The following is a 19975-nucleotide window of genomic DNA, read 5'->3' as shown; positions in this document are numbered from 1 at the left end:
CTTATTTCCAATCTTCAAAGGCTTTAAATTCATTGCATGACTCTTTAATAATTCTTCTTACCTCTTGCGCTGTTTTATTATGTTCAATCTGCAATCTTAAAATTTCATCATTTTCTGGTTTCATTGAAATAGTTCCATCAGGTTTCATTGATTGTTTAAACTTAATATTTCCAAAAGTAGTTAAACACTCTCCTCTTCTTCTAAGTAAAACCCACCTAAATTCTTTCCTTTCTCTCAATCCTATTGTGTTGGAATATTGAAACCATAATTTCCTGAAATATTCTTGCTTTTCAATAGGTAAGATAACTTGGATCGAAAAACCAGTTCTATTTTTTTTCATATTAATTGTCTGACAAGAAACATCATGAGCTCCTTGTTTTCTAAATATCTCTAAAAGATTTGCAATTTCTTCAGATGTTTGATCATCAATCAATGCCTCTTGAATAGAAATCTCTTCATATCTTGGGCTGATTTTTTTATGTATTAGATTTTCATTATCAGTATTAATTTTTAAAACCCTTACCAAATTTGGACATGACAGTTCCAAGTTCCCAATACCTACTCCATAGGAATTAATAGAATATTTATTAGGGATATTGAAAGATTCAACTAAATTACAAAGGAGAGCTATTCCAGTTGGTGTTGACAATTCCCCCTCTATTACATCAATCCTTGAAATCACTTTAATATCTTTTTTTCTCAATAACTCTATAACCGCAGGAGATGGAATTGATAGTTTGCCATGATCAGTTTGAACAAAACCTCTCCCTAATGTTGGTTCATTACAAAAAACCTTTTTTGGTTTTAAATATTCAATTGAAGCGCAAACGCCAATGATATCGACTAATGAATCAATTGCACCAATCTCATGAAAATGAACTTTCTCAGGATCAATACCATGAACTATTCCCTCTGCAAAAGCTAAAGACTCAAAAACTTCGTAAATTCTTTTTTTTAATTTTTTTTCTAATTGAGCCTTTAAAATTAAATTTTTGATACTACTCCAATCTCTTTTTGTGCTTTGATCAATTTTTTCAATTTCAACCTTCACTCCTCGAATTGAACAACTTTTCGATTCCCTAAAATTTAAGTAATATAATTTTTCTAGTCCAAAACATGTAAGAGTTTTTTCAATTATATTTTTTGGTACACCCAAGTCGATAAAGGCTCCTAGTAACATGTCGCCAGAGACCCCAGGGGAACATTCAATAAATATTTCTTCCATAGCCCTTTATAGATTTTTAATAATAAAAATTCACAGATAAAAAATTTCTAATCATATGGAATACTATACTTTTTTAGATTTTATTTTTTCAATAACTTCGTACTTAACCATACGTAATGTATTTCCATCTCTAGTTACATCAAGGCTTATAAAATTATTCAAAAATTGAAGAGGAATTTCACCCTCAATAATTATTTTAAAAGTTGTATTTTTTGACCTCTTTGAACGGGGAGAAGAACAGATTTTGATAACAATCTCTTTCTTTTGTGTATTTACATAAACTAATTCACCTCTAATAGAAAAATAATTATTGTTTAAATTTAATTCATCTAATAAGTCGTTGGGATCCTTTTCAGAATCACTAATATCAACTTGATTTAATTGATATGGATCCCATATACCTGCTACCTGTAAATGTAGGTTATTAGTACTTTTGTTTCTTGGATAAACTATCCAAAAATAATTCCTCTCTAAGTTGATATATTTTTTTAATAGAGATAAAGCTTTACCAAGAACAACTGTGTCGATTATTTTTCCTTCTTTATCGGTTAATGTTCCTCGATTTAATTTTTCTGCATCATTTGGCTTGTAAACACCTTTAACAATACCTATTGCTCTGTACTGTAATTTATTTGTAACTTCTTGAATAGGATTTTTGATCATATTTGTTTGTATTTGAATTTTTTTGTTTTGAACGTTATTTTAATCGAATTAAAGATTTTCTTTTTCTTCGATTTTATTAAATAATTCTAAAGCATCATCAATGGCAATAGAAGGCTTAGTTGCTTCATTCATACTATTCGCCCTTCTGAGCATCTCAACTATTTCAAAGGGATTAGAAGGTAATTCTGAACTACTCTTATCAAATTTTGTGGAACTATCAATTTCAAGTTCATTTAAGTATGAGTCTTCTGCGTTTAATATTGTGGATCTCATACTGATTATTGCAATAAAAAAAATAAAAAATTTAGCTGATATGTATATATATTTATTTAAATTGAATTTCATTTTGATTAATTTCAAAATAATTAAAGATAACAAATTTTTGCTATTTTAATTTTACATAGTTTGATAATAAATTGTTAATAGCTACTTGGAATGTAAATTCTGTTAGAACTAGGCTTTCTCAAATTATAAATTGGATAAAAAATGTCAATCCAGATATCCTTTGTCTTCAAGAAACTAAAGTTATTGACAATTCTTTTCCTTTGACACCTTTCGAGGAATTAGGTTATGAAGTTACTGTACATGGTCAAAAATCTTATAATGGTGTTGCGATTATAAGTAAATTTAAGATTGAAAATATCATAAAAGGATTTACAAATGAAAATGAAGAAAAAAGCAATTTTTTAAATTTTAATGAACAAAAAAGATTAATTTCGGCAGATATCAATGGGTTAAAAATAATAAATGTTTACGTGCCAAATGGATCTTCATTAGACTCTGACAAGTTCGATTATAAAATTAAATGGTTGAATCATTTATCATCATTCTTAGATAAGCAAGTGAGAGAGGATGATTTAGTCTGTTTTGTAGGTGATTTTAATATAGCCCCTTTTGACATAGATATTCATTGTCCTCAGAAATACGAAGGAGGAATAATGGCTTCAAAGATCGAAAGAGAAGCGCTAAAAAAAGTTATCAAAGGAAGATTTATTGATTCTTTTCGGATTTTTGAGAAAAATACCGGTCATTGGAGTTGGTGGGATTACCGTAATAATGCCTATGAACTAAATAAAGGTTGGAGGATAGACCATATTTATATTAGTAATAATCTTTCCTCACAACTTAAGAGCTGTGTAATAGAAAGGAGTCAAAGAGAAAATTCACAACCTAGTGACCATGCTCCAGTATTAATTAATTTAGAAATCGATAATCAAAGTGAAGTTTACTTTGATGATGATGACGATCTTTTCGAAATATAGTTAAAAAGATCTTGTATTTAAATCAACCCTCAAAACGCTTATTATTAAAGAAAAATTTCGAAATCAATTAGATTAATGTCAAAATTCTCCATAATTAATTATTTACATTCCAAAATATCGCGATAAAAATATCATAATGTAGAATTTTATATTGATTGACAAAATTTTTACTTATTTCTAACTTAGAACATGACGAAACTTTCTCAAAAATCTATTTATTTAAATTTTGACTGACATATTTAATATCACTCATTCTGAAGAAGTTTTTTCTTCCGCTTTAAAATTGATGCCTGGAGGGGTTAGTTCTCCGGTAAGAGCATTTAAGTCTGTTGGTGGACAGCCCATTGTTTTTGATAGAGTAAAAGGCCCATTTGCCTGGGACGTTGATGGGAACAGGTATATCGATTACATAGGTAGTTGGGGACCAGCTATTTGTGGGCATGCTCACCCTGAAGTGATTACAGCATTGCAAGAGGCAATAGAAAAAGGCACTAGTTTTGGTGCTCCTTGTGTTCAAGAGAATAAACTTGCTGAAATGGTGATTGACGCTGTTCCTTCGGTAGAGATGGTCAGATTTGTCAACAGTGGCACAGAAGCTTGCATGGCAGTTCTAAGGCTAATGAGGGCATTTACAGGAAGAGATAAAGTAATAAAGTTTGATGGTTGTTACCATGGCCATGCTGACATGTTTTTGGTAAAAGCTGGTTCTGGAGTAGCTACTTTAGGCCTTCCAGATTCCCCCGGCGTTCCAAGAACTACAACAGCAAACACTCTAACTGCACCTTACAACGATCTTGAAGCTGTAAAAAAATTATTTTCGGAAAATCCTGATGCAATATCTGGAGTCATTCTTGAACCTATAGTTGGTAATGCAGGATTTATTACCCCTGAACCTGGTTTCCTTGAAGGATTGAGAGAACTCACAACTGAAAATGGATCTTTACTAGTTTTTGATGAGGTAATGACTGGTTTCAGAATTAGCTATGGAGGAGCACAAGAAAAATTCGGAGTTACGCCTGATTTAACGACCCTAGGCAAAGTCATTGGAGGAGGCTTACCTGTAGGAGCATATGGGGGAAGGAAAGAAATAATGTCCATGGTTGCGCCATCAGGTCCTGTATATCAAGCAGGAACATTAAGTGGTAATCCATTAGCAATGACAGCAGGTATCAAAACTCTTGAGCTACTTAAACAAGAAGGTACTTATGAAAAAATGGGGTTAGCTACCTCTAGATTAATTGAAGGTATAATGCAATCTGCTGAGAATAATGGTATCGCTATAAATGGTGGAAGCGTTAGTGCAATGTTCGGATTTTTCTTGTGCGAAGGTCCAGTAAGAAACTTTGAAGAAGCTAAAACAAATAATTCAGAACTTTTTGGAAAACTACACAGGGAGATGATAAAACGAGGCGTATATTTAGCTCCAAGTCCATTTGAAGCTGGATTTACTTCATTAGCTCATAGTGAAGAAGAAATTGATCGAACCATAGAAGCATTCGATCAATCTTTTAGCGTTATAAAAAATTAATTTTATCTATTATTTCCTCCAACTATTACAGGTGGAGTTCCTCCATTAGTTCCAGGAAGTCCGGGAACTACTTGTGTGCTACCGTCCCATTTATCAAGGAATAGTTTAAATAAAACCTGATCATTTAGGCCTTTATTTAAGGTCTCGTATCTCAAGGCTTCCTGTTCTGCAATTTCTACTTCTGTTTTAGCTCTTAAAAGAAGCTGTCCCGCAATTTGTTTCTGTTCAATCGCCGCTCTGTATTCCTCAGCTATTTCTAACCCAGTAAGATCTAAGCTTTTAACATCTACGTAATCAAAAGAGTTCAATTCCTCAGCAACGGTATCAGCAACCCTTTCAGAAATAACATTAAATTCAGTTGCTATTGTTTCTAATTCATACTGTGAAAAAACAGATTTCAATGCTTTAAGTAGAGAAGGCTGAACTATTTTTTGATAAACATCACTGTTTCTACTTGCAATTGTTGCAAAAATCCTTCCTGCTTCATTTGGCTTAACCGAATATTTGACAGTCGCTGTTGCTCTAATAACTTGAAGATCTTTTGTTAAGGTTTCAAACTTCTCAGGTTGTACTTGAGTTTTTATATCAAAGGGGAAGACGGACTGAACGAAGGGGACTTTAAAGTTTAATCCAGCTCTTCTTGAACCTCCACTAACTTTTCCAAGGGTAGTTACAACGGCAACTTGTCCAGAAGGCACTACAAATAAAGATTGAGTAAGTAAAAGGAATCCAGTAAAAGATAAAACAATTAATAGTGTTGCTGTCCCTCCGGGCCCCGTTGGAGTGACATTCTTAAAAGATGTTGACATTTAATTTTGATTTTTATTAATCATATTTAAAGAAATTAATTTATGCATTAATTAGGTATTTAATTAAAATATTTTTTTAATAATTCTTTTACTTGTCTTACAAATGAATCCTATAAATTATTTACTTTAAATTTCTGTAATAGAAGCAAATAAAGATCCTCATCTATTTCTCTTATATCGTATTCAGAAGGTAGGACTCCATGTTTATGTTCATGGGCCGCCATCCAACAAAACTTCTCAATTTCTGTTAAAGAAAAGCGTGGATAATCTTTTATTTTTAGGCTCAATGATTCAATAAGTGATTTTGTATAGTCTGACATTGTAAGATTTTAATTATTAACATGTTATCGATAATTATTTGCTTGTAGAGGAATTTTATATGTCTCCTCCAAATTTTCAAGTAACTTTATTGCCAATTGAAGATCATTCTTGCTTTTGCTCATTACTCTCAATGTTTCTCCATTAATACTTACATTGATCTTTTTAATTTCATCTCTCAAATTTTTACTTATTTTTTTCGCAATTTCCTGATTAAGTCCTTTCTTTAAAGTTATAGTTTGCTTTACTTTATTTCCGCTTACAGCTTCAATACTCTTGTATTCAAAGATTTTTAAAGATAGTTTTCTTTTTATTGCCTTTTGTCTAATAATATCGATTACAGAATTTAGAGTTAATTCGCTATTTGTAGTTATAAAAATATTTTCTTTTTCTAACTCCAATATGGTTTCTGTTCCTTTTAGATCATATCTTTGAGAAATTTCCCTTTTGACTTGATCCAAAGCATTTACCAATTCTTGTCTATCGAAATCGGAAACCACATCAAACGAAAAATTTTCTGCCATTACTCAAATTTAAATTAATTTTATTATTACTCCAAATAAAGTAAAAAAAATAAAAAAAAAGTTTATTTAATCAAAAAATAACAAACTAACTACCTTACCCATTTCTTCAGCACATCTACAACTATTTAGTATTGTTTCACTATCATGAAAAGCGAAGCAAATTAATTGATCGCATCTATTTATAATTTCTTGATTACAAAGACTACTTGCCATCGGTAAAGGTAATTCATTATTTTCACTCTTCTCAACCAAATGCATTACGCTCTTCAATTGATCTTTAATTTCAGGTAATTGCTTATCTAAACTCTGTGGCAAAATTACAGTCAACAAAGATGGATTAATTTCCAAAACAGCTCTTATTACTGCAGCATTAACTCCCTGAGAGCCAGAGGTAATGATAGTATGTCCCTCTTCAGCTAATGACCTTGCGATTAATTCGATCAAGTGAATATCTACAACAGGTACGTGTCTACTACCCAAAAAAGCAATCCTTCTTTTCCCATTATCCTGAAGTTTTGCTAGTTCTTGAGCTAAAGTGTCAACACCTTGGGTTGAGGGTAGGTCTAGAGAACGACTCAAAATAAAATTGTTTCTATATTTGAAATTAGCATTGATCTGAGATATTGCAGGGGAAATCTATTGTTTCAAAAATATTTTGTAGATTTACATGCTGCTGAACTAACTGGACGGCATATGATGCCTTTATTGATTCATGTATCCTGACATGCCCAAAAGCTTGTTCAATAATTTCTACTGAAGCAAGAGTATCTAACTCTACTTTTAATATTGGAACTTCTAATTCTTCTGCTCTATGGATTATCTGTGATAAAGGTTCTCCTAAACCAGTAAGAATTAAACATTGAGTTGAAGCCTCCAATGCTGCAAGTTGAATATCCGTTCTATCAGCACCTGTAACGACAGCCATATTTCTCCTTCTTCTAAAAAATTCCATTGCAGAATTAACCCCCATGGCACCAATACTTAATGTTTCAACCAGTAATTGTTCTTTTTCAGGGCAACAAATTACTTGAGCGTCTAATCTATTTATCAGTTCACCTACAGTGACACTTCTAAGTAATGGAGATTTGGGCATCACCCCAAAAATTTTCATATTCATCTCTTGGAGAGATGGTATTATTATGTTTTTTATTTTTTCTACTTCTTCAGGTACGACAGCATTCAAAACGGCTCCTACAAAATGATCTCCTAGTTGTTGTTTTGCGTCTAGTAATGCATCAACACTTTTACTATCTTCCCAGAGATTAACAATTAGGACTTTTGCATTTAATTGTTTTGCAAGTTGTGGAAGACTTAAACCATAAATCATCCCTTCATTTAGGCTACCTGCTGCTTCAAGAATATTTAATCCATCAAAATTATCATTTACTAATGCCTCAATTTGTTTAAATCCTTTACCTGGGCTTAAGTCTTGATTAGCAATTCTTTTCTCCGCAGAGATATTGTCTAATAAACCTACTGAAGGAATTAAGTTCTCTTCTACAATATTTAAGGTAGAGCCAATAAATTTAACATCATCATCTATAAGCCCTTCGTAAGTCATTGCAGGAAGATTAGTAAGTTCAGTACAAGTTGCTAGTGGTTTTCCTATACGGATTTTTTTTCCCTCCTCTATAAGTTTTTTTGATATTCCAAGTACTAATGCTGACTTACCACTAAATGGTTCGCATGAACCAATTAACAATATCTGACTCATAATGAATTAAATAAATTTATCCATAGATTCAAGATAATATTATTTTTAGAGGTATACAATTATTTATTTATGACTTTTAATCAAATAAATTAAAAAACACGCTAAAAGACAATTAATTTTAGGTGAATTGATCTATTATCAGGTTTAAACAAAATTCCATTGAATGCATGAGTGAGAGAAAAACTATTGGTATTACGGGAGCTTCTGGAGCATTAGGAAAAGAGTTAACAAAAATATTTCGAAATAAAGGATACAAAGTGATCGGATTTACACATAGTAAAAATAATAATGAAATAAATAATCATTCTCCAAACGAATGGATAAAATGGGAAGTTGGGAAAGAATTCTTATTACAGGAACATCTTAAAAAAATTGATATCTTAATTTTGAACCATGGAATTTATGATGTGAGAAAAAAACACAATTCAAGTTATGAAAATTCAATAGAAATAAATGCTTTAAGCAAATTTAAATTCTTAAATTTATTTGAAACAATTGCTAGCGAAAACAAATCTCCCATTGTAAAAGAAATTTGGATAAATACTTCGGAAGCGGAAATATTACCAGCTCTAAATCCATCCTACGAAGTAAGTAAATCACTCATTGGACAATTAGTATCCTTTAAAAAAAACCTTCTCGATAAAAATACAAAGAAAAAATTAAAAATAAAGAAAATCATTTTGGGTCCTTTTAAGTCAGAATTGAACCCAATAGGAATTATGAATCCAAAGTTTGTGTCTAACAGAATTTACGATTTTGCAAATTTAAATATTTTTTTGATTATTGTTAGTCCAAATCCACTTTCATACATTCTTTTTCCTTTAAAAGAGTTATACATTTTTTTGTATTGTAAGCTTCTAATAATATCAAAGGTTAGTAGTTAAAATTCTCTGTCTGTCAATATTTCAATACCATCTTTCATTACGACAATTGTATGTTCCCATTGTGCTGATAATTTCCCATCTTTTGTTATTACTGTCCATTTGTCATTTAAAGTTTTACAAAACTTACTGCCTTGATTAACGATAGGTTCAACAGCCAACGTCATCCCCTCACGAAGAATGATATTCGGTAAATCATTAGTTCGAAAATTAAAAACAGATGGTTCTTCGTGAAGATTTCGTCCCACCCCATGACCTGTATAGTCTTCAACAACACTAAACCCATTTAATCTCACAACATCCTCAATAGCTCCAGCCACATCAAGCAGTGTATTTCCCGATTTAATTTTCGAAAGTCCTGAGAATAAAGCTTCTAAGGCTACTTCACTAAGTTTTTTGGCTTGATCACTTACTTGACCAACACAAATAGTGATGCAACTATCACCGTGAAAGCCATCTAAATAAGCTCCTGTATCAATTTTCACAAGATCTCCATCTTTAATTGTTACATTTTTATTTGGAATGCCGTGCACAACTTCATTATTTATACTGGCACAAATACTGGATGGGAAACCATGATAACCCTTAAAACTTGGCGCTGCGCCCATTTCTCTAATTCTCTTTTCTGCAAAATCATCTAAATCTTTTGTACTCATTCCAGGTTCTATCAAGTCATTTATTTCTCGCAAAACAGTTGCTACGATCCTGCTAGATTTCTTCATTAATTTTATTTCCCTCGAAGACTTTATTTCTATTCCTCTTCTTCTTTGAATAAAAGGGACTTGATCGTTAGATCTTGAATTATTTTTATTTAATAAAAGATCTGCAAAATGTTTCATTGGAATAAATAATGGAAATAGGTAAATATCATCAAAATAGCCATAGACTGCTTGGCCATTTTAATCTATCAGTAAGAAAACAGAAAATGAATTTTATTAAGAATTCTAGGCAATTTCATAAATCATTGGCACCTTGGGTTTCCCCCCGTTATTCATTTCAGCTTTGACAGGGTTATTTTCAAAGCATATTGAGAGATTTATTAGGCTATTCAAGAGATAATATTCAGTGGTTAATGCCTCTATACGAAGGAGAGTGACTTGGAGATAATGAAGGATTAATTTGTGTAACCTTACATTCTTAAGGACTTATTTGGATGCCAATAACTTGGTTCATAATGTTTTCAAAAAAATTTGTATTTGCTAAAAAGGTTACTAAAGGCTAGTTGAAAGGTTAAAATAAGAATCTTGTAGAATTATTGAGCATAAAATGGCAAAAGAGAAACAAGAAAATGAGTCAGAAATCATTAACCAAACTGACAAATCTACAGTAATTACTGTTGAAAATGAAAAAAAAGCATCTATTTCCCAAACTGAAAAAATTCATAGTTCATCAAACTTAATAAAAGAATTTGAAAGTGAACAGTTAAAAAAACAATTACCCGAAATTTATGTAGGAGATACAGTTAAAGTCGGAGTGAAAATCACAGAAGGTAACAAAGAAAGGGTTCAACCTTACGAAGGAGTTGTTATTGCAAAGAGACATGGCGGTCTTAACCAAACGATTACAGTAAGAAGAATTTTTCAGGGAATTGGAGTCGAAAGAGTATTTATGCTACATAGTCCGCAAGTTGCCTCTCTAAAAGTTGAACGTAGAGGTAAAGTAAGGAGAGCTAAGTTATTCTATCTAAGGGATAGAGTAGGAAAAGCTACTCGCGTAAAACAACGCTTTGATCGATAAGGTTGTAAAGTTATTTCAACCTAATGGTCATAAAGGCGCTTATAATATTTTTTATTGCGCCGTTAGTTCAGTTGGTAGAACGCAGGTCTCCAAAACCTGATGTCGGGGGTTCAAGTCCTCCACGGCGCGTTTGGATCAACATTTTGTAAATTATTATTTTCATTGAGATGGAGTTAGACCTTCAACCAGGGGATGTGGTTAAAGTCCTAGAATCAGCCGCTTTAGGATGGGTTCGTGCAAGGGTTATCAGAGTAAAATCTGGAGGAAGAGTTGTTGTTCAAAGCGATCAAGGCAGAGAATTTACAGCTCGGGGTAACCAAGTTAGATTAATAGAGCCTGCAGGCTTTAGGCCCTAAACAAAATTAATTATTGTCTATGTTGTAAAAAAAATTAATTATTTCTTTAAATCCACAAATGAATGAATGTTTTTTATTACAACAACATTAATTAAGTATTATTATCTGATAATTTTAAAGTCAGTTCCTTAATTAGAACAAAAATTCTGGGACCGTAGTTCAACTGGTTAGAGCACCGCCCTGTCACGGCGGAAGTTGCGGGTTCGAATCCCGTCGGTCCCGTTCTTTTCTAAAAAGAAATTGGAAAAACGTTTAAGGTTAGCGCCCAGTCCAACTGGTTTATTACACATAGGTACAGCAAGAACAGCACTATTTAATTGGTTATATGCAAAAAAAACTAATGGAAAATTCTTTATTCGAATAGAAGATACTGATATTGTCCGATCTAAGTCTGAATATACAACCAACATATTAGATGGATTAAATTGGTTAGGACTTTCTTGGGATGAAGAGCCTATTAAACAAAGCAAACGAATTTCTATTTACAAAAAAAATATTAAAAAACTTTTGGAAATTGGAGCTGCATATAGATGCTTTACTTCAGAAAGTGAGATTTCTGAGCTTAGAGAAAAGCAAAAATCAAGTGGGTTGCCACCAAGGCATGACAATAGACATAGAAATCTTACGAGTAACGAAATTAAAGCATTTTTATCTCAAGGAAGATCTTCAGTCATAAGGTTTAAGATTGATGATGAAACAGAAATCAAATGGGAAGATCAGATTAGAGGCGAAATAAAATGGAAAGGGAGGGATCTTGGGGGCGATTTGGTTTTGTCTAGAAGAGCTTTAGGCGATGAAATAGGAGATCCACTATATAATCTTGCTGTCGTGGTAGATGACAATTTCATGAATATTACTCATGTTGTAAGGGGTGAAGATCACATTTCAAATACTGCAAAACAAATCTTGATTTATAAGGCCTTAAATTTTAAATTGCCAATTTTTTCTCATACTCCTCTTATATTGAATAGTGAAGGTAAAAAGCTCTCAAAACGTGATTGCGTAACTTCAATTGATGAATTCAGAGAAATGGGATATTTACCAGAAGCTTTAGCCAATTACATGGCATTTTTGGGATGGTCAATAAAAGATTCTGAAAGTGAAATTCTCTCATTAAAAGAGATATCTAGAGTTTTTAATTTATCAGATATAAATAAAGCTGGTGCAAAATTTAATTGGGAAAAACTTAATTGGATTAATTCTCAATATATTAAGCAAATGGAATTAACAAAATTAAGACAACTCATAAAAAATTACTGGGATGATATGGGTTGGGAATCTCCTTCAGCAGAATGGGATTTGAAACTAATAAATCTAATTCGAGACTCAATGCTTTTGTTAAAGGATGCAATTGATCAATCAAAACCATTTTTTACTTTGTCTCAAATGCAAAAAGAGGGGGAAGAATTTCTGAACAATAAAGATGAGACAAGAGAGTCTTTAAAATATATCCTTTGCTATCTAAAAGAAGAAAATATATCAACCATTGATAGTAATAAAGCTAAAGAAATAATTCACAAAATTTCTGTTGAAAACTCTATAAAAAAAGGGATTTTAATGAAGTCATTGAGGGTAGCTTTTTTTGGTTGTCTTAGCGGACCAGATTTAATTCAAAGTTGGGAATTATTCTCTGAAAACAAAAGTGATATAACCTTAATTGAAAGATGTCTTATTTAACTATATTTTCTTTTCTATTAAATCCAGAAAATTCGCGAGAGGTCTTGCTGTAAGACCCTGAATCCCAACTGTCATGAGTATCGTAAGAAATACCAAACCTTGAAGACGTCCGGCACCAAGTACACCTGCTTGCTCAAGTCTTATTGAGAAAAGAGATGCTACAGCGGCAGTAACTATTCCTCTGGGCGCCAACCAAGCTAAAAACACTCTTTGTTTAATATCTAACTCTCTTCCCATAGTTGCTAAAGATATAGAAATTGGCCTTACAATCAACATCAGCATTAATACACAAACAATACCACCCCAACCCAAAGGGCTTAATTCTCCCCAAGAAACATCTGATGCCAATAGAGGGAAAAGAACTGTAATGGCAAGTTGAGCTAATTCACCAATCAAATTATCTAATCTTTCTTTATCTATAATTTCTCTTTTACCTACAATAAACCCTGAAGCAACAGATGCAGGCAACCCTGATTCGGGCAAAATGTATTCACAAATTCCATACACAAGGAAAATAAAACCTAATGTAACTTGAAGCTCAATTCCAAATGATGCCTCGTTTTTTATTTTCTTTAAAATTTCAGATAGCAACCATCCAGAACTTAAACCTATCAAAACCCCTCCACCTAATCTCTGCATTAAAGCAATAAACACCTCCTTAATCCCATGCAAATCTCCTAATATCAACTCTAACAGCAACAAAGCGAGGACAGCACCGATGGGCTCAAGAACCAATCCTTCAGCTTTTAGAACCTCGGGAAGTGGGGAGACTAATTTTATTTGGTCGACCAAAGGTGAAACTACTGTCGGTCCAGTTGCAAGAACTATCGCACTATATACTCCAGCTACTGGCCAAGATAGTCCCGCTAACCAATGAGCCACAAATATTCCTGCTGATAATGAAATAAATAATCTGATTAACGAAATTTTTAAGACAGTATTTCTTATGTTTCCTTCCGGTAGTTTTAAATTTAACCCTCCTTCAAATAAAACCAAACAAACTAAAAGTCCAACAATAGCTTCTAGTCCTTGTCCAAGATCAAGTGGCTCAACAAGTCCCAAACCTGAACGACCAATGAATAATCCAGAGAGTAGTAAAATTACAACACTTGGAAAACCAAATACAGAAGAGATAAGACGTGCGCATGCTCCTGCGAAAACAGTTATACCCCAAAGTAAGCCAAGCTTTTCAGGAGTCATAAAGGTTTCTTTTAATAAAAATATTAATTAATTTGATTAAATCAATAATCTTATTTCAAGTCTACTATAAAGAATATTTATTAATTAAATCTAATTAAAGACTAAGGAAATCAGACCTCTCTTTTAAAGAAAAAAAACAAAAAATTTTTAAATAATTTCTATATAGAAGAAAATTTACTAATAAAAAAAATAACAATAAATATTATTCCTATACCTATCGTCGCCATTCTTCCGTTCCAAATTTCTGCTTGAGGAGTAAAACCTCTTTTCCATAAATTAAGCTCTTGTTTATCAACAAACTTTTTTGTTTCTTTAAGCTCTATTTTGGTTTGTTTTTTCATTAGTTATTAGAAAGGAGGTTTGTTTGCATAAAGAGTATTTGCTTGGTCAATAGGAAGTCTTCCTGAAATACCCAATTCAAGAGAACTTTCATGTGCCTTAAATTTAAGTCTAAATAAGGCAGCGGCTCCAATCATCGCAGCATTATCGGTGCAAAGATTTAATGGAGCTAAATGAACTTTAATAGATTTTTTACCTGCTTCACTAATCATCATTTTTCTTAACGTATCGTTTGCCGCAACTCCACCTACAACAACAACGTTATCTAAATCATAATCAACTGCGCATTTTATTGTCCTCTCTACCAATACTTCTGACACAACCCTCTCAAAACTAGCAGCGATATCTGGAATTGGTATTTCATCTCCATTTAACCTTATTTTTTCAACTAACCTCAATACAGCCGTTTTTAAACCACTAAAAGAGAAATCATATTTCAAAAAACCCCCTTTCTTGTCAGAGATTTTACACTTAGGTAAGTTAAATTTTAAGGAATTGCCTTTTTTGGCAATTTCCGCAATTGCAGGCCCCCCAGGGTAACTAAGTCCTAATAATCTTCCAACTTTATCGAAGGCTTCCCCAGCCGCATCATCATAACTTCTGCCAAGTCTTTGCATTATTCTTCTCTCACCAATTTTAATTAATTCGGTATGTCCCCCACTAACAAGTAAGGTTAAAAAAGGAGGCTTGGGATAATTCTTTGAAAATAATATTGAAGATAGATGTCCTTCTAAGTGATGTATCCCCAAAAACGGTTTTGAGTATAAAGTACATAGTGATCTGGCAGTTATGGAACCAACTCTTAAGCAGCCTACTAATCCTGGAGTTACGGTCGAGGCTATAGCATCAATCTCTTCAATACTTATTTTTGATTCCTCTAGAGCCTCTTCAAGGACAAAAGGAATTAACTCTAAATGTTTTCTTGCTGCGAGTTCTGGTACCACTCCTCCCCACTTAGAATGATCTTCAATTTGTGATGCAACAATATTTGAATGTATTTTATAAATATCATTACTATTAGAGACAACGGAGACTGACGTCTCATCACAACTTGTTTCAATAGCCAGAACTTTGAGCATATTTGATTCGATACTGTTCTATTTTAATAATAATTTCTTAATTAAAACATCAAAAGGAATTAAAGATTGCAACTTATGAAATTCTTTTTTTCAATCATACTCTCGTTTTTTCTGTTTCTTGGAATAACTCCAATTGCTTTGGCTGCTAAAGGTCAAGTATTAAATCCGGATAGAGCAAGCACAGAATTCACAGCATCAGCTTTAACAACATGTTCAGAGAATCCTAAATTTATTGAAAGAGCAAGTTCGGCTAAAACCCAAAAAGATATCACAAGATTTGAAAGATATGGTAAAGCAGCTTGTGGGGATGATGGATTACCTCATTTAATAATAGGACCGCCTCTTGAACCTTTTGGAGCTCTCTTAAATAGAGGACATGAAGGAGATCTCCTTATCCCAGGTGTACTATTTATCTACATAGCTGGAATAATAGGTTGGTCTGGGAGAGAGTATTTGATTGAATCCAAAAAGACTAAGAATCCAGCAGACCTTGAAATTATTATTGATTTAGACCTAGCAAGAAAATGCCTTATCAAAGGTGCTCAATGGCCTTTATTAGCTAATAAACAAGGAAGAAACGGAGATTTAAGAGAGAAAGATAAAAATATCACACTAAATGGCCCTAGATAAAACACCTTTCAACACTATTTTAAAATCAAATGTTCAAAATCTTTAATACAAAATTCATGAGGTCTGCCCCAATAGTTGCGGCAATTTGGATAAGCCTCACCGCTGGAATAATTATTGAATTTAATAGATTTTTTCCTGATTTATTATTCCATCCAATGAGCTGAGATTTTCAAAAAAATTTCAAGACTTAATTATTTCGAAAATTCTTTTAACTGTCTCATCAACATGATAATTTGTTAAAACAAAATCAAATCTATCTGAGGAAGCAATTTCGTATTTAGCTCTCCTAAGTCTCATTTTTATTGCCTCTTCTTTTTCAGTACCTCTATTTCTTATTCTTTTTTCTAATTCCTCATCGCTAGGAGGAAGAAGAAATATTGATAAAGCTTCTGGGAACTTTTCTTTAATTTGTTTGGCACCTTCAACTTCAATTTCCAGTAAAACAATAAATCCACTTTCAATCTTTTCATTTACAGTAGATAGTGGAGTTCCATAATAATTACCTGCGAATTGAGCCCATTCAAGAAATTCTTTTTTATCGACCATATCTTTAAACTTTTCATCACTAATAAAGTAATAATTCACACCATCTTTCTCTCCCATTCTGGGGTTTCTTGTTGTCGCAGAGATAGAAAGCCATATATCTTTTTTACTATCTAAAAGTTGTTTAACAACAGTACCTTTCCCAACTCCACTTGGGCCTGTGATAATAATGAGTTTTTTTAAATTTTTCATATTAAAATTTTTACAGTAAAGTGGGTTTTGGTGATTAACTACAAGAAATAATGCAAAAAGGTGTACCTCAGATTATGGATATTACATCTATAAAATCTGTGTTGCATGAATTATCAGAAGAAATTCTACCCTCAAGGTTTGAAACCGCTCAACAACCCGAACCTAATATAATTCAATTCTGTTTAAGAGGAATAAATAGCCAAACTTGGATAGAAGTATCTTGGAGCAGTGATTCTGCACGAATACTTAAAATAAATAGGCCTGAAAAATTAGGAGCAGAAAGTACACTCTCAAAACAATTGAGATTTGGCTTGAAATATATGGCTTTAGTAACGATAAAGCAAGATAAATTTGAGAGGGTTATTAAATTTGGATTTGCGAAAAAGCCTGGAGATGAGATAAACAAGTACTTAATTTTTGAACTAATGGGTAAACATAGTAATATTTTTTACTTAGATAATAATCAAAAAATAATTGCAGTTGGCAAACAAATAAACTCTAATCAATCTAGCTTTCGTACCGTTTCTACAGGCTCTATCTATTCAGAGCCTCCCAAAAACATGAAAAAGGAGCCCAGTCCAGACGAATCTTATGAAAATTGGAAAGAGTCTATATCTTCAGTTCCAGAAACTCTTAAATACTGCTTAATAAATACATATCAAGGTGTAAGTCCAATATTAACGAAGCAACTTGAGGCTTTTAGTAATCTAGGTAGTTCAGAAATAATGAATAAAAATATTGATTTCATAAGTGAAGTCAACTTAAAAAAGATATACCAAAGTTGGAAAATATGGATTGATAGGTTTAATAATAACAATTTTAATTTTTCAATTTTTGACAGTTTTTTTTATTCAGTTTGGTTTTTAAAGAGTGAAATAAATAACATCAATAATATTGATGAAATTAATGGATTAGAAAACTATTATGATTTTTATCTAAAACAAAGAAAAATTGACGCCTTAATAAAAAAAATTGACGGAATAATTTTTAAACAAACAAATCTTGAGAAAAAGAATTTTAATTTGCAATCTGATCTTTTGATTAACTCCGAAAATTATCAAATATATAAAGAAAAAGCTGACAAAATATTTATGACTCATGAGATACAAAAAAAAGATATTATCAAAGGCCAAAAGCTTTATAAAAAGTCAAAAAAGCTAAAAAGAGCACAAAATTTAATCAAAGAGAGGATTGATATTTATAAAAACAAGCTTGATAGATTAGAGGAATTTAGTGCTCTAGTGGATAACTTAAATTCTTTAAAAAATGAAAATCTGACAATTAGAATCAATTTACTGGAAGAAATTAAAGATGAAATTTGTAGAGAGTTTAATGTGAGAACCAGAAATACAAGATCGCAAAAAAAAGACTTGTCTAGATTAGAGTCAGCCCCAATAGAAATAAATACTCCTAAAGGCTTAAAAATACAAATAGGAAGAAATATGAGGCAAAATGATCTAATAAGTTTTAAGTTTTCAAAAAAAGGGGATCTTTGGTTCCATGCACAAGAATCACCTGGAAGTCATGTTGTTTTAAAGTCCTCATCTCAAAAACCTTCAGATGAAGATATTCAAATATCCGCAGATTTAGCAGCTTTATTTAGTAAAGCAAAAATGAATATTAAAGTCCCTATAAGTCTTGTAAATATAAAAGACCTCCAAAAAATAACTAAAGGCGGTCCTGGCTGTGTTTCGTTCCACAATGTAGAAATTATTTGGGGTAATCCTACAAGAGGAAAAGATTACATTAAAAAAAATCTTAAAAGACTAATTTAGCCTATAATTAAAAAAAATTATTTTTTAAATGTTAGATTTTTTACTAGGAACTCACGAATTTTTAGGTAATCATAGCTTTCCAGAGTTTATTGTAGGGTATTTATTTGGAGCAGCATTAATTATTGGAGCACCAACTGTTTTTCTATTACTTGCTTTTGTAAGTGCTTTGATGAAAACAAATGGAAAAATGGGTGGATATAGAGAATATGAAACATATGGAGAGTCCTCTTTAAATGACGCTCCTCCATTTTTATTACCTGATCCAACCAATCCAAAATTAAGTAAATAATTAGCAACCAAATAATAAAAAATTATGCTTTAAAAATAAATATCAATGATTATTAATTTCAAATCATAAAAAGGTCAATAATGAAGAGAAAAGAAGATATTAAAAATAATAAATATGATTCGATGAGTTTTACTGATCATTTAGATGAACTCAGGCAAAGATTACTAAATTCCATTTATTCGATATTAATTTCCATTTTTTTTAGTTTTTTGATAATTAAGCCGTTAATTTCTTTTTTAGAGATTCCTGCAAGTGACATACATTTATTACAACTTGCCCCTGGTGAGTTTTTATTTGTTGCCATCAAAGTAGCCGGTTATAGCGGGATAATCGTCTCTATTCCATACATTTTTTATCAAGTAATATTATTTATTTCTCCAGGATTAAGTAAAAAAGAAAAAAATCTAATTTTACCCGCAGTTTTTGGATCAGGTTTATTATTCTTTCTTGGCTTGCTTTTTTCTTGGTGGATTTTAGTCCCAGCAGCAATCAATTTCTTTATAAATTTTGGAGCTGATATTGTTGAACCGACATGGTCCATAGAGAGATACTTTGACTTTGTTTTATTGTTAATGTCAAGTACTGCGATAGCATTTCAATTACCGGTTTTGCAATTTATTCTTGGTTCACTTGGAATTATTACTACAGCAAAAATGCTTTCAAATTGGAAAATAGTTGTAATTTCATCTGCAATCCTATCGGCAGTAATTACACCTTCAACAGATCCCTTAACTATGTCATTACTCTCAATTTCGATTATTTTTTTATTTTTTGTAGGGGCTGGGCTAACTTATATATCTGAAAACCTTAAATCAAAAACTCTTTCATCCTCTCATTAATATTAAGTTGAAGGCTTACAGCTCTTCCTAGTCTTGGTCTTGAATTTACTTTTTTAAGCCATTCCCTTACCTCATCTGAATAGCCACATCTATTTAATATTTCAATTTTATCTGCAATTGATTTTTTGTATTCCACTTCATTTAATGGGAAAGATTCTTGTCCTAAAAAACCCCACATCATTTGAAAATATAAATATTTACCTCTTTTGAAAAGTCTAAAGTCATATTTTTTACCCCATCGATGAATCAAGTAATGGATAATCTCATCTACTACCAATGGTTTCATAATTTAATAATTAAGCGATCTCATAAAAACTTATACTTTAAAATATTAAAAGTCCTATCTATTTGCAACAGAAATCGCGCAATCTGATCCATAATAACTAATAAATAAC

At 31.8% G+C, this 19975-nt stretch carries 25 protein-coding genes and 2 tRNA genes; 13 read left to right on the top strand and 14 right to left on the bottom strand.

The genetic code is table 11. From position 1 onward, the window contains the following. Position 1: 1 nt before the first annotated feature. The 3 genes from larC to P9515_RS02720 form a co-directional block, all read right to left on the bottom strand. Complete coding sequence (gene larC / locus P9515_RS02730) at positions 2–1225, bottom strand: nickel pincer cofactor biosynthesis protein LarC (RefSeq protein WP_011819867.1); 1224 nt, start codon at positions 1223–1225, stop codon at positions 2–4. A 63-nt stretch (positions 1226–1288) separates the two neighbouring features. After that, complete coding sequence (locus P9515_RS02725; RefSeq protein ID WP_011819866.1) at positions 1289–1888, bottom strand: hypothetical protein; 600 nt, start codon at positions 1886–1888, stop codon at positions 1289–1291. Between the two features lie 48 nt (positions 1889–1936). Continuing rightward, complete coding sequence (locus P9515_RS02720) at positions 1937–2161, bottom strand: hypothetical protein (protein WP_225867100.1); 225 nt, start codon at positions 2159–2161, stop codon at positions 1937–1939. Positions 2162–2304: 143 nt separating this feature from the next. Here P9515_RS02720 and xth point away from each other — a divergent pair, with 143 nt between their 5' ends. After that, positions 2305–3150 carry an exodeoxyribonuclease III gene (gene xth / locus P9515_RS02715; protein ID WP_011819864.1) on the top strand — a complete coding sequence of 282 codons (846 nt, stop codon included), beginning with the start codon at positions 2305–2307 and terminating at the stop codon, positions 3148–3150. Between the two features lie 226 nt (positions 3151–3376). Continuing rightward, entirely contained in the window at positions 3377–4678 is a 1302-nt protein-coding gene (gene hemL, locus P9515_RS02710) for a glutamate-1-semialdehyde 2,1-aminomutase (protein WP_041710560.1), read from the top strand. 2 nt (positions 4679–4680) lie between these two features. Here hemL and P9515_RS02705 read toward each other — a convergent pair whose 3' ends face one another. The 5 genes from P9515_RS02705 to P9515_RS02685 all read right to left on the bottom strand — a co-directional run bounded on the left by P9515_RS02705 (position 4681) and on the right by P9515_RS02685 (position 8043). After that, on the bottom strand, positions 4681–5487 hold the full coding sequence (locus P9515_RS02705) for a prohibitin family protein (RefSeq protein ID WP_011819862.1): 807 nt from the start codon (positions 5485–5487) through the stop codon (positions 4681–4683). A gap of 110 nt (positions 5488–5597) precedes the next feature. After that, positions 5598–5807, bottom strand: a complete 210-nt coding sequence (locus P9515_RS02700) for a hypothetical protein (RefSeq protein ID WP_011819861.1) — start codon at positions 5805–5807, stop codon at positions 5598–5600. A gap of 24 nt (positions 5808–5831) precedes the next feature. Continuing rightward, positions 5832–6329: a YajQ family cyclic di-GMP-binding protein gene (locus P9515_RS02695; RefSeq protein ID WP_011819860.1), complete on the bottom strand. Its 498-nt coding sequence runs from the start codon at positions 6327–6329 to the stop codon at positions 5832–5834. Positions 6330–6395: 66 nt separating this feature from the next. Beyond that, complete coding sequence (locus P9515_RS02690) at positions 6396–6908, bottom strand: DNA-processing protein DprA (protein ID WP_011819859.1); 513 nt, start codon at positions 6906–6908, stop codon at positions 6396–6398. Between the two features lie 25 nt (positions 6909–6933). Beyond that, a complete protein-coding gene (locus tag P9515_RS02685) occupies positions 6934–8043 on the bottom strand; it encodes a phosphotransacetylase family protein (RefSeq protein WP_011819858.1) in 1110 nt (369 codons plus the stop codon). A gap of 167 nt (positions 8044–8210) precedes the next feature. Here P9515_RS02685 and P9515_RS02680 point away from each other — a divergent pair, with 167 nt between their 5' ends. Then, a complete protein-coding gene (locus P9515_RS02680; RefSeq protein ID WP_011819857.1) occupies positions 8211–8927 on the top strand; it encodes an SDR family oxidoreductase in 717 nt (238 codons plus the stop codon). Here the strand turns inward: P9515_RS02680 and map are convergent. Further along, positions 8924–9763, bottom strand: coding sequence for a type I methionyl aminopeptidase (gene map, locus P9515_RS02675; RefSeq protein ID WP_011819856.1), 840 nt, complete (start codon positions 9761–9763; stop codon positions 8924–8926). The genes P9515_RS02680 and map overlap by 4 nt on opposite strands. A 427-nt stretch (positions 9764–10190) precedes the next feature. Here map and rplS point away from each other — a divergent pair, with 427 nt between their 5' ends. From rplS to gltX, 5 genes are all read left to right on the top strand, one after another. Continuing rightward, the gene (gene rplS / locus P9515_RS02670) at positions 10191–10661 is read left to right on the top strand and encodes a 50S ribosomal protein L19 (RefSeq protein WP_011819855.1); all 471 of its coding nucleotides are present in this window, start codon (positions 10191–10193) and stop codon (positions 10659–10661) included. A gap of 56 nt (positions 10662–10717) precedes the next feature. After that, positions 10718–10790: transfer RNA gene (locus P9515_RS02665), tRNA-Trp, on the top strand. Between the two features lie 38 nt (positions 10791–10828). Continuing rightward, positions 10829–11017 carry an SH3 domain-containing protein gene (locus P9515_RS02660; RefSeq protein ID WP_006043540.1) on the top strand — a complete coding sequence of 63 codons (189 nt, stop codon included), beginning with the start codon at positions 10829–10831 and terminating at the stop codon, positions 11015–11017. Positions 11018–11165: 148 nt separating this feature from the next. Continuing rightward, a tRNA-Asp gene (locus tag P9515_RS02655) sits at positions 11166–11239 on the top strand. A gap of 18 nt (positions 11240–11257) precedes the next feature. Beyond that, positions 11258–12694, top strand: a complete 1437-nt coding sequence (gene gltX, locus P9515_RS02650; protein ID WP_041710696.1) for a glutamate--tRNA ligase — start codon at positions 11258–11260, stop codon at positions 12692–12694. Here gltX and P9515_RS02645 read toward each other — a convergent pair whose 3' ends face one another. The 3 genes from P9515_RS02645 to tsaD all read right to left on the bottom strand — a co-directional run bounded on the left by P9515_RS02645 (position 12695) and on the right by tsaD (position 15312). After that, the gene (locus tag P9515_RS02645) at positions 12695–13894 is read right to left on the bottom strand and encodes a cation:proton antiporter (RefSeq protein WP_011819853.1); all 1200 of its coding nucleotides are present in this window, start codon (positions 13892–13894) and stop codon (positions 12695–12697) included. Between the two features lie 158 nt (positions 13895–14052). After that, entirely contained in the window at positions 14053–14235 is a 183-nt protein-coding gene (locus tag P9515_RS02640; RefSeq protein ID WP_011819852.1) for a hypothetical protein, read from the bottom strand. A 6-nt stretch (positions 14236–14241) separates the two neighbouring features. Then, positions 14242–15312, bottom strand: a complete 1071-nt coding sequence (gene tsaD / locus P9515_RS02635) for a tRNA (adenosine(37)-N6)-threonylcarbamoyltransferase complex transferase subunit TsaD (RefSeq protein ID WP_011819851.1) — start codon at positions 15310–15312, stop codon at positions 14242–14244. Positions 15313–15387: 75 nt separating this feature from the next. Here tsaD and P9515_RS02630 point away from each other — a divergent pair, with 75 nt between their 5' ends. Next, a complete protein-coding gene (locus P9515_RS02630; RefSeq protein ID WP_011819850.1) occupies positions 15388–15942 on the top strand; it encodes a photosystem I PsaF protein (subunit III) in 555 nt (184 codons plus the stop codon). A gap of 29 nt (positions 15943–15971) precedes the next feature. Next, positions 15972–16106 carry a photosystem I reaction center subunit IX gene (psaJ, locus tag P9515_RS02625; protein WP_011819849.1) on the top strand — a complete coding sequence of 45 codons (135 nt, stop codon included), beginning with the start codon at positions 15972–15974 and terminating at the stop codon, positions 16104–16106. Positions 16107–16122: 16 nt separating this feature from the next. Here the strand turns inward: psaJ and gmk are convergent, their stop codons facing one another. Further along, positions 16123–16677 carry a guanylate kinase gene (gmk, locus tag P9515_RS02620; RefSeq protein WP_011819848.1) on the bottom strand — a complete coding sequence of 185 codons (555 nt, stop codon included), beginning with the start codon at positions 16675–16677 and terminating at the stop codon, positions 16123–16125. 74 nt (positions 16678–16751) lie between these two features. Between gmk and P9515_RS02615 the strand changes: the two genes are divergently transcribed. From P9515_RS02615 to tatC, 3 genes are all read left to right on the top strand, one after another. Then, a complete protein-coding gene (locus P9515_RS02615; RefSeq protein WP_011819847.1) occupies positions 16752–18452 on the top strand; it encodes an NFACT RNA binding domain-containing protein in 1701 nt (566 codons plus the stop codon). 28 nt (positions 18453–18480) lie between these two features. Then, entirely contained in the window at positions 18481–18741 is a 261-nt protein-coding gene (locus tag P9515_RS02610) for a hypothetical protein (RefSeq protein WP_011819846.1), read from the top strand. Between the two features lie 80 nt (positions 18742–18821). Further along, positions 18822–19580 carry a twin-arginine translocase subunit TatC gene (gene tatC, locus P9515_RS02605; RefSeq protein WP_011819845.1) on the top strand — a complete coding sequence of 253 codons (759 nt, stop codon included), beginning with the start codon at positions 18822–18824 and terminating at the stop codon, positions 19578–19580. Here tatC and P9515_RS02600 read toward each other — a convergent pair. Further along, positions 19549–19866, bottom strand: a complete 318-nt coding sequence (locus tag P9515_RS02600; protein WP_011819844.1) for a DUF3067 family protein — start codon at positions 19864–19866, stop codon at positions 19549–19551. The genes tatC and P9515_RS02600 overlap by 32 nt on opposite strands. Positions 19867–19975: the final 109 nt, after the last annotated feature.

This window comes from Prochlorococcus marinus str. MIT 9515, assembly GCF_000015665.1.
In the GTDB taxonomy this organism is placed as follows: domain Bacteria; phylum Cyanobacteriota; class Cyanobacteriia; order PCC-6307; family Cyanobiaceae; genus Prochlorococcus_A; species Prochlorococcus_A marinus_P.
The sequence above is the reverse complement of the archived record's forward strand: the minus strand, read 5'-3'. Positions and strand labels throughout refer to the sequence as shown.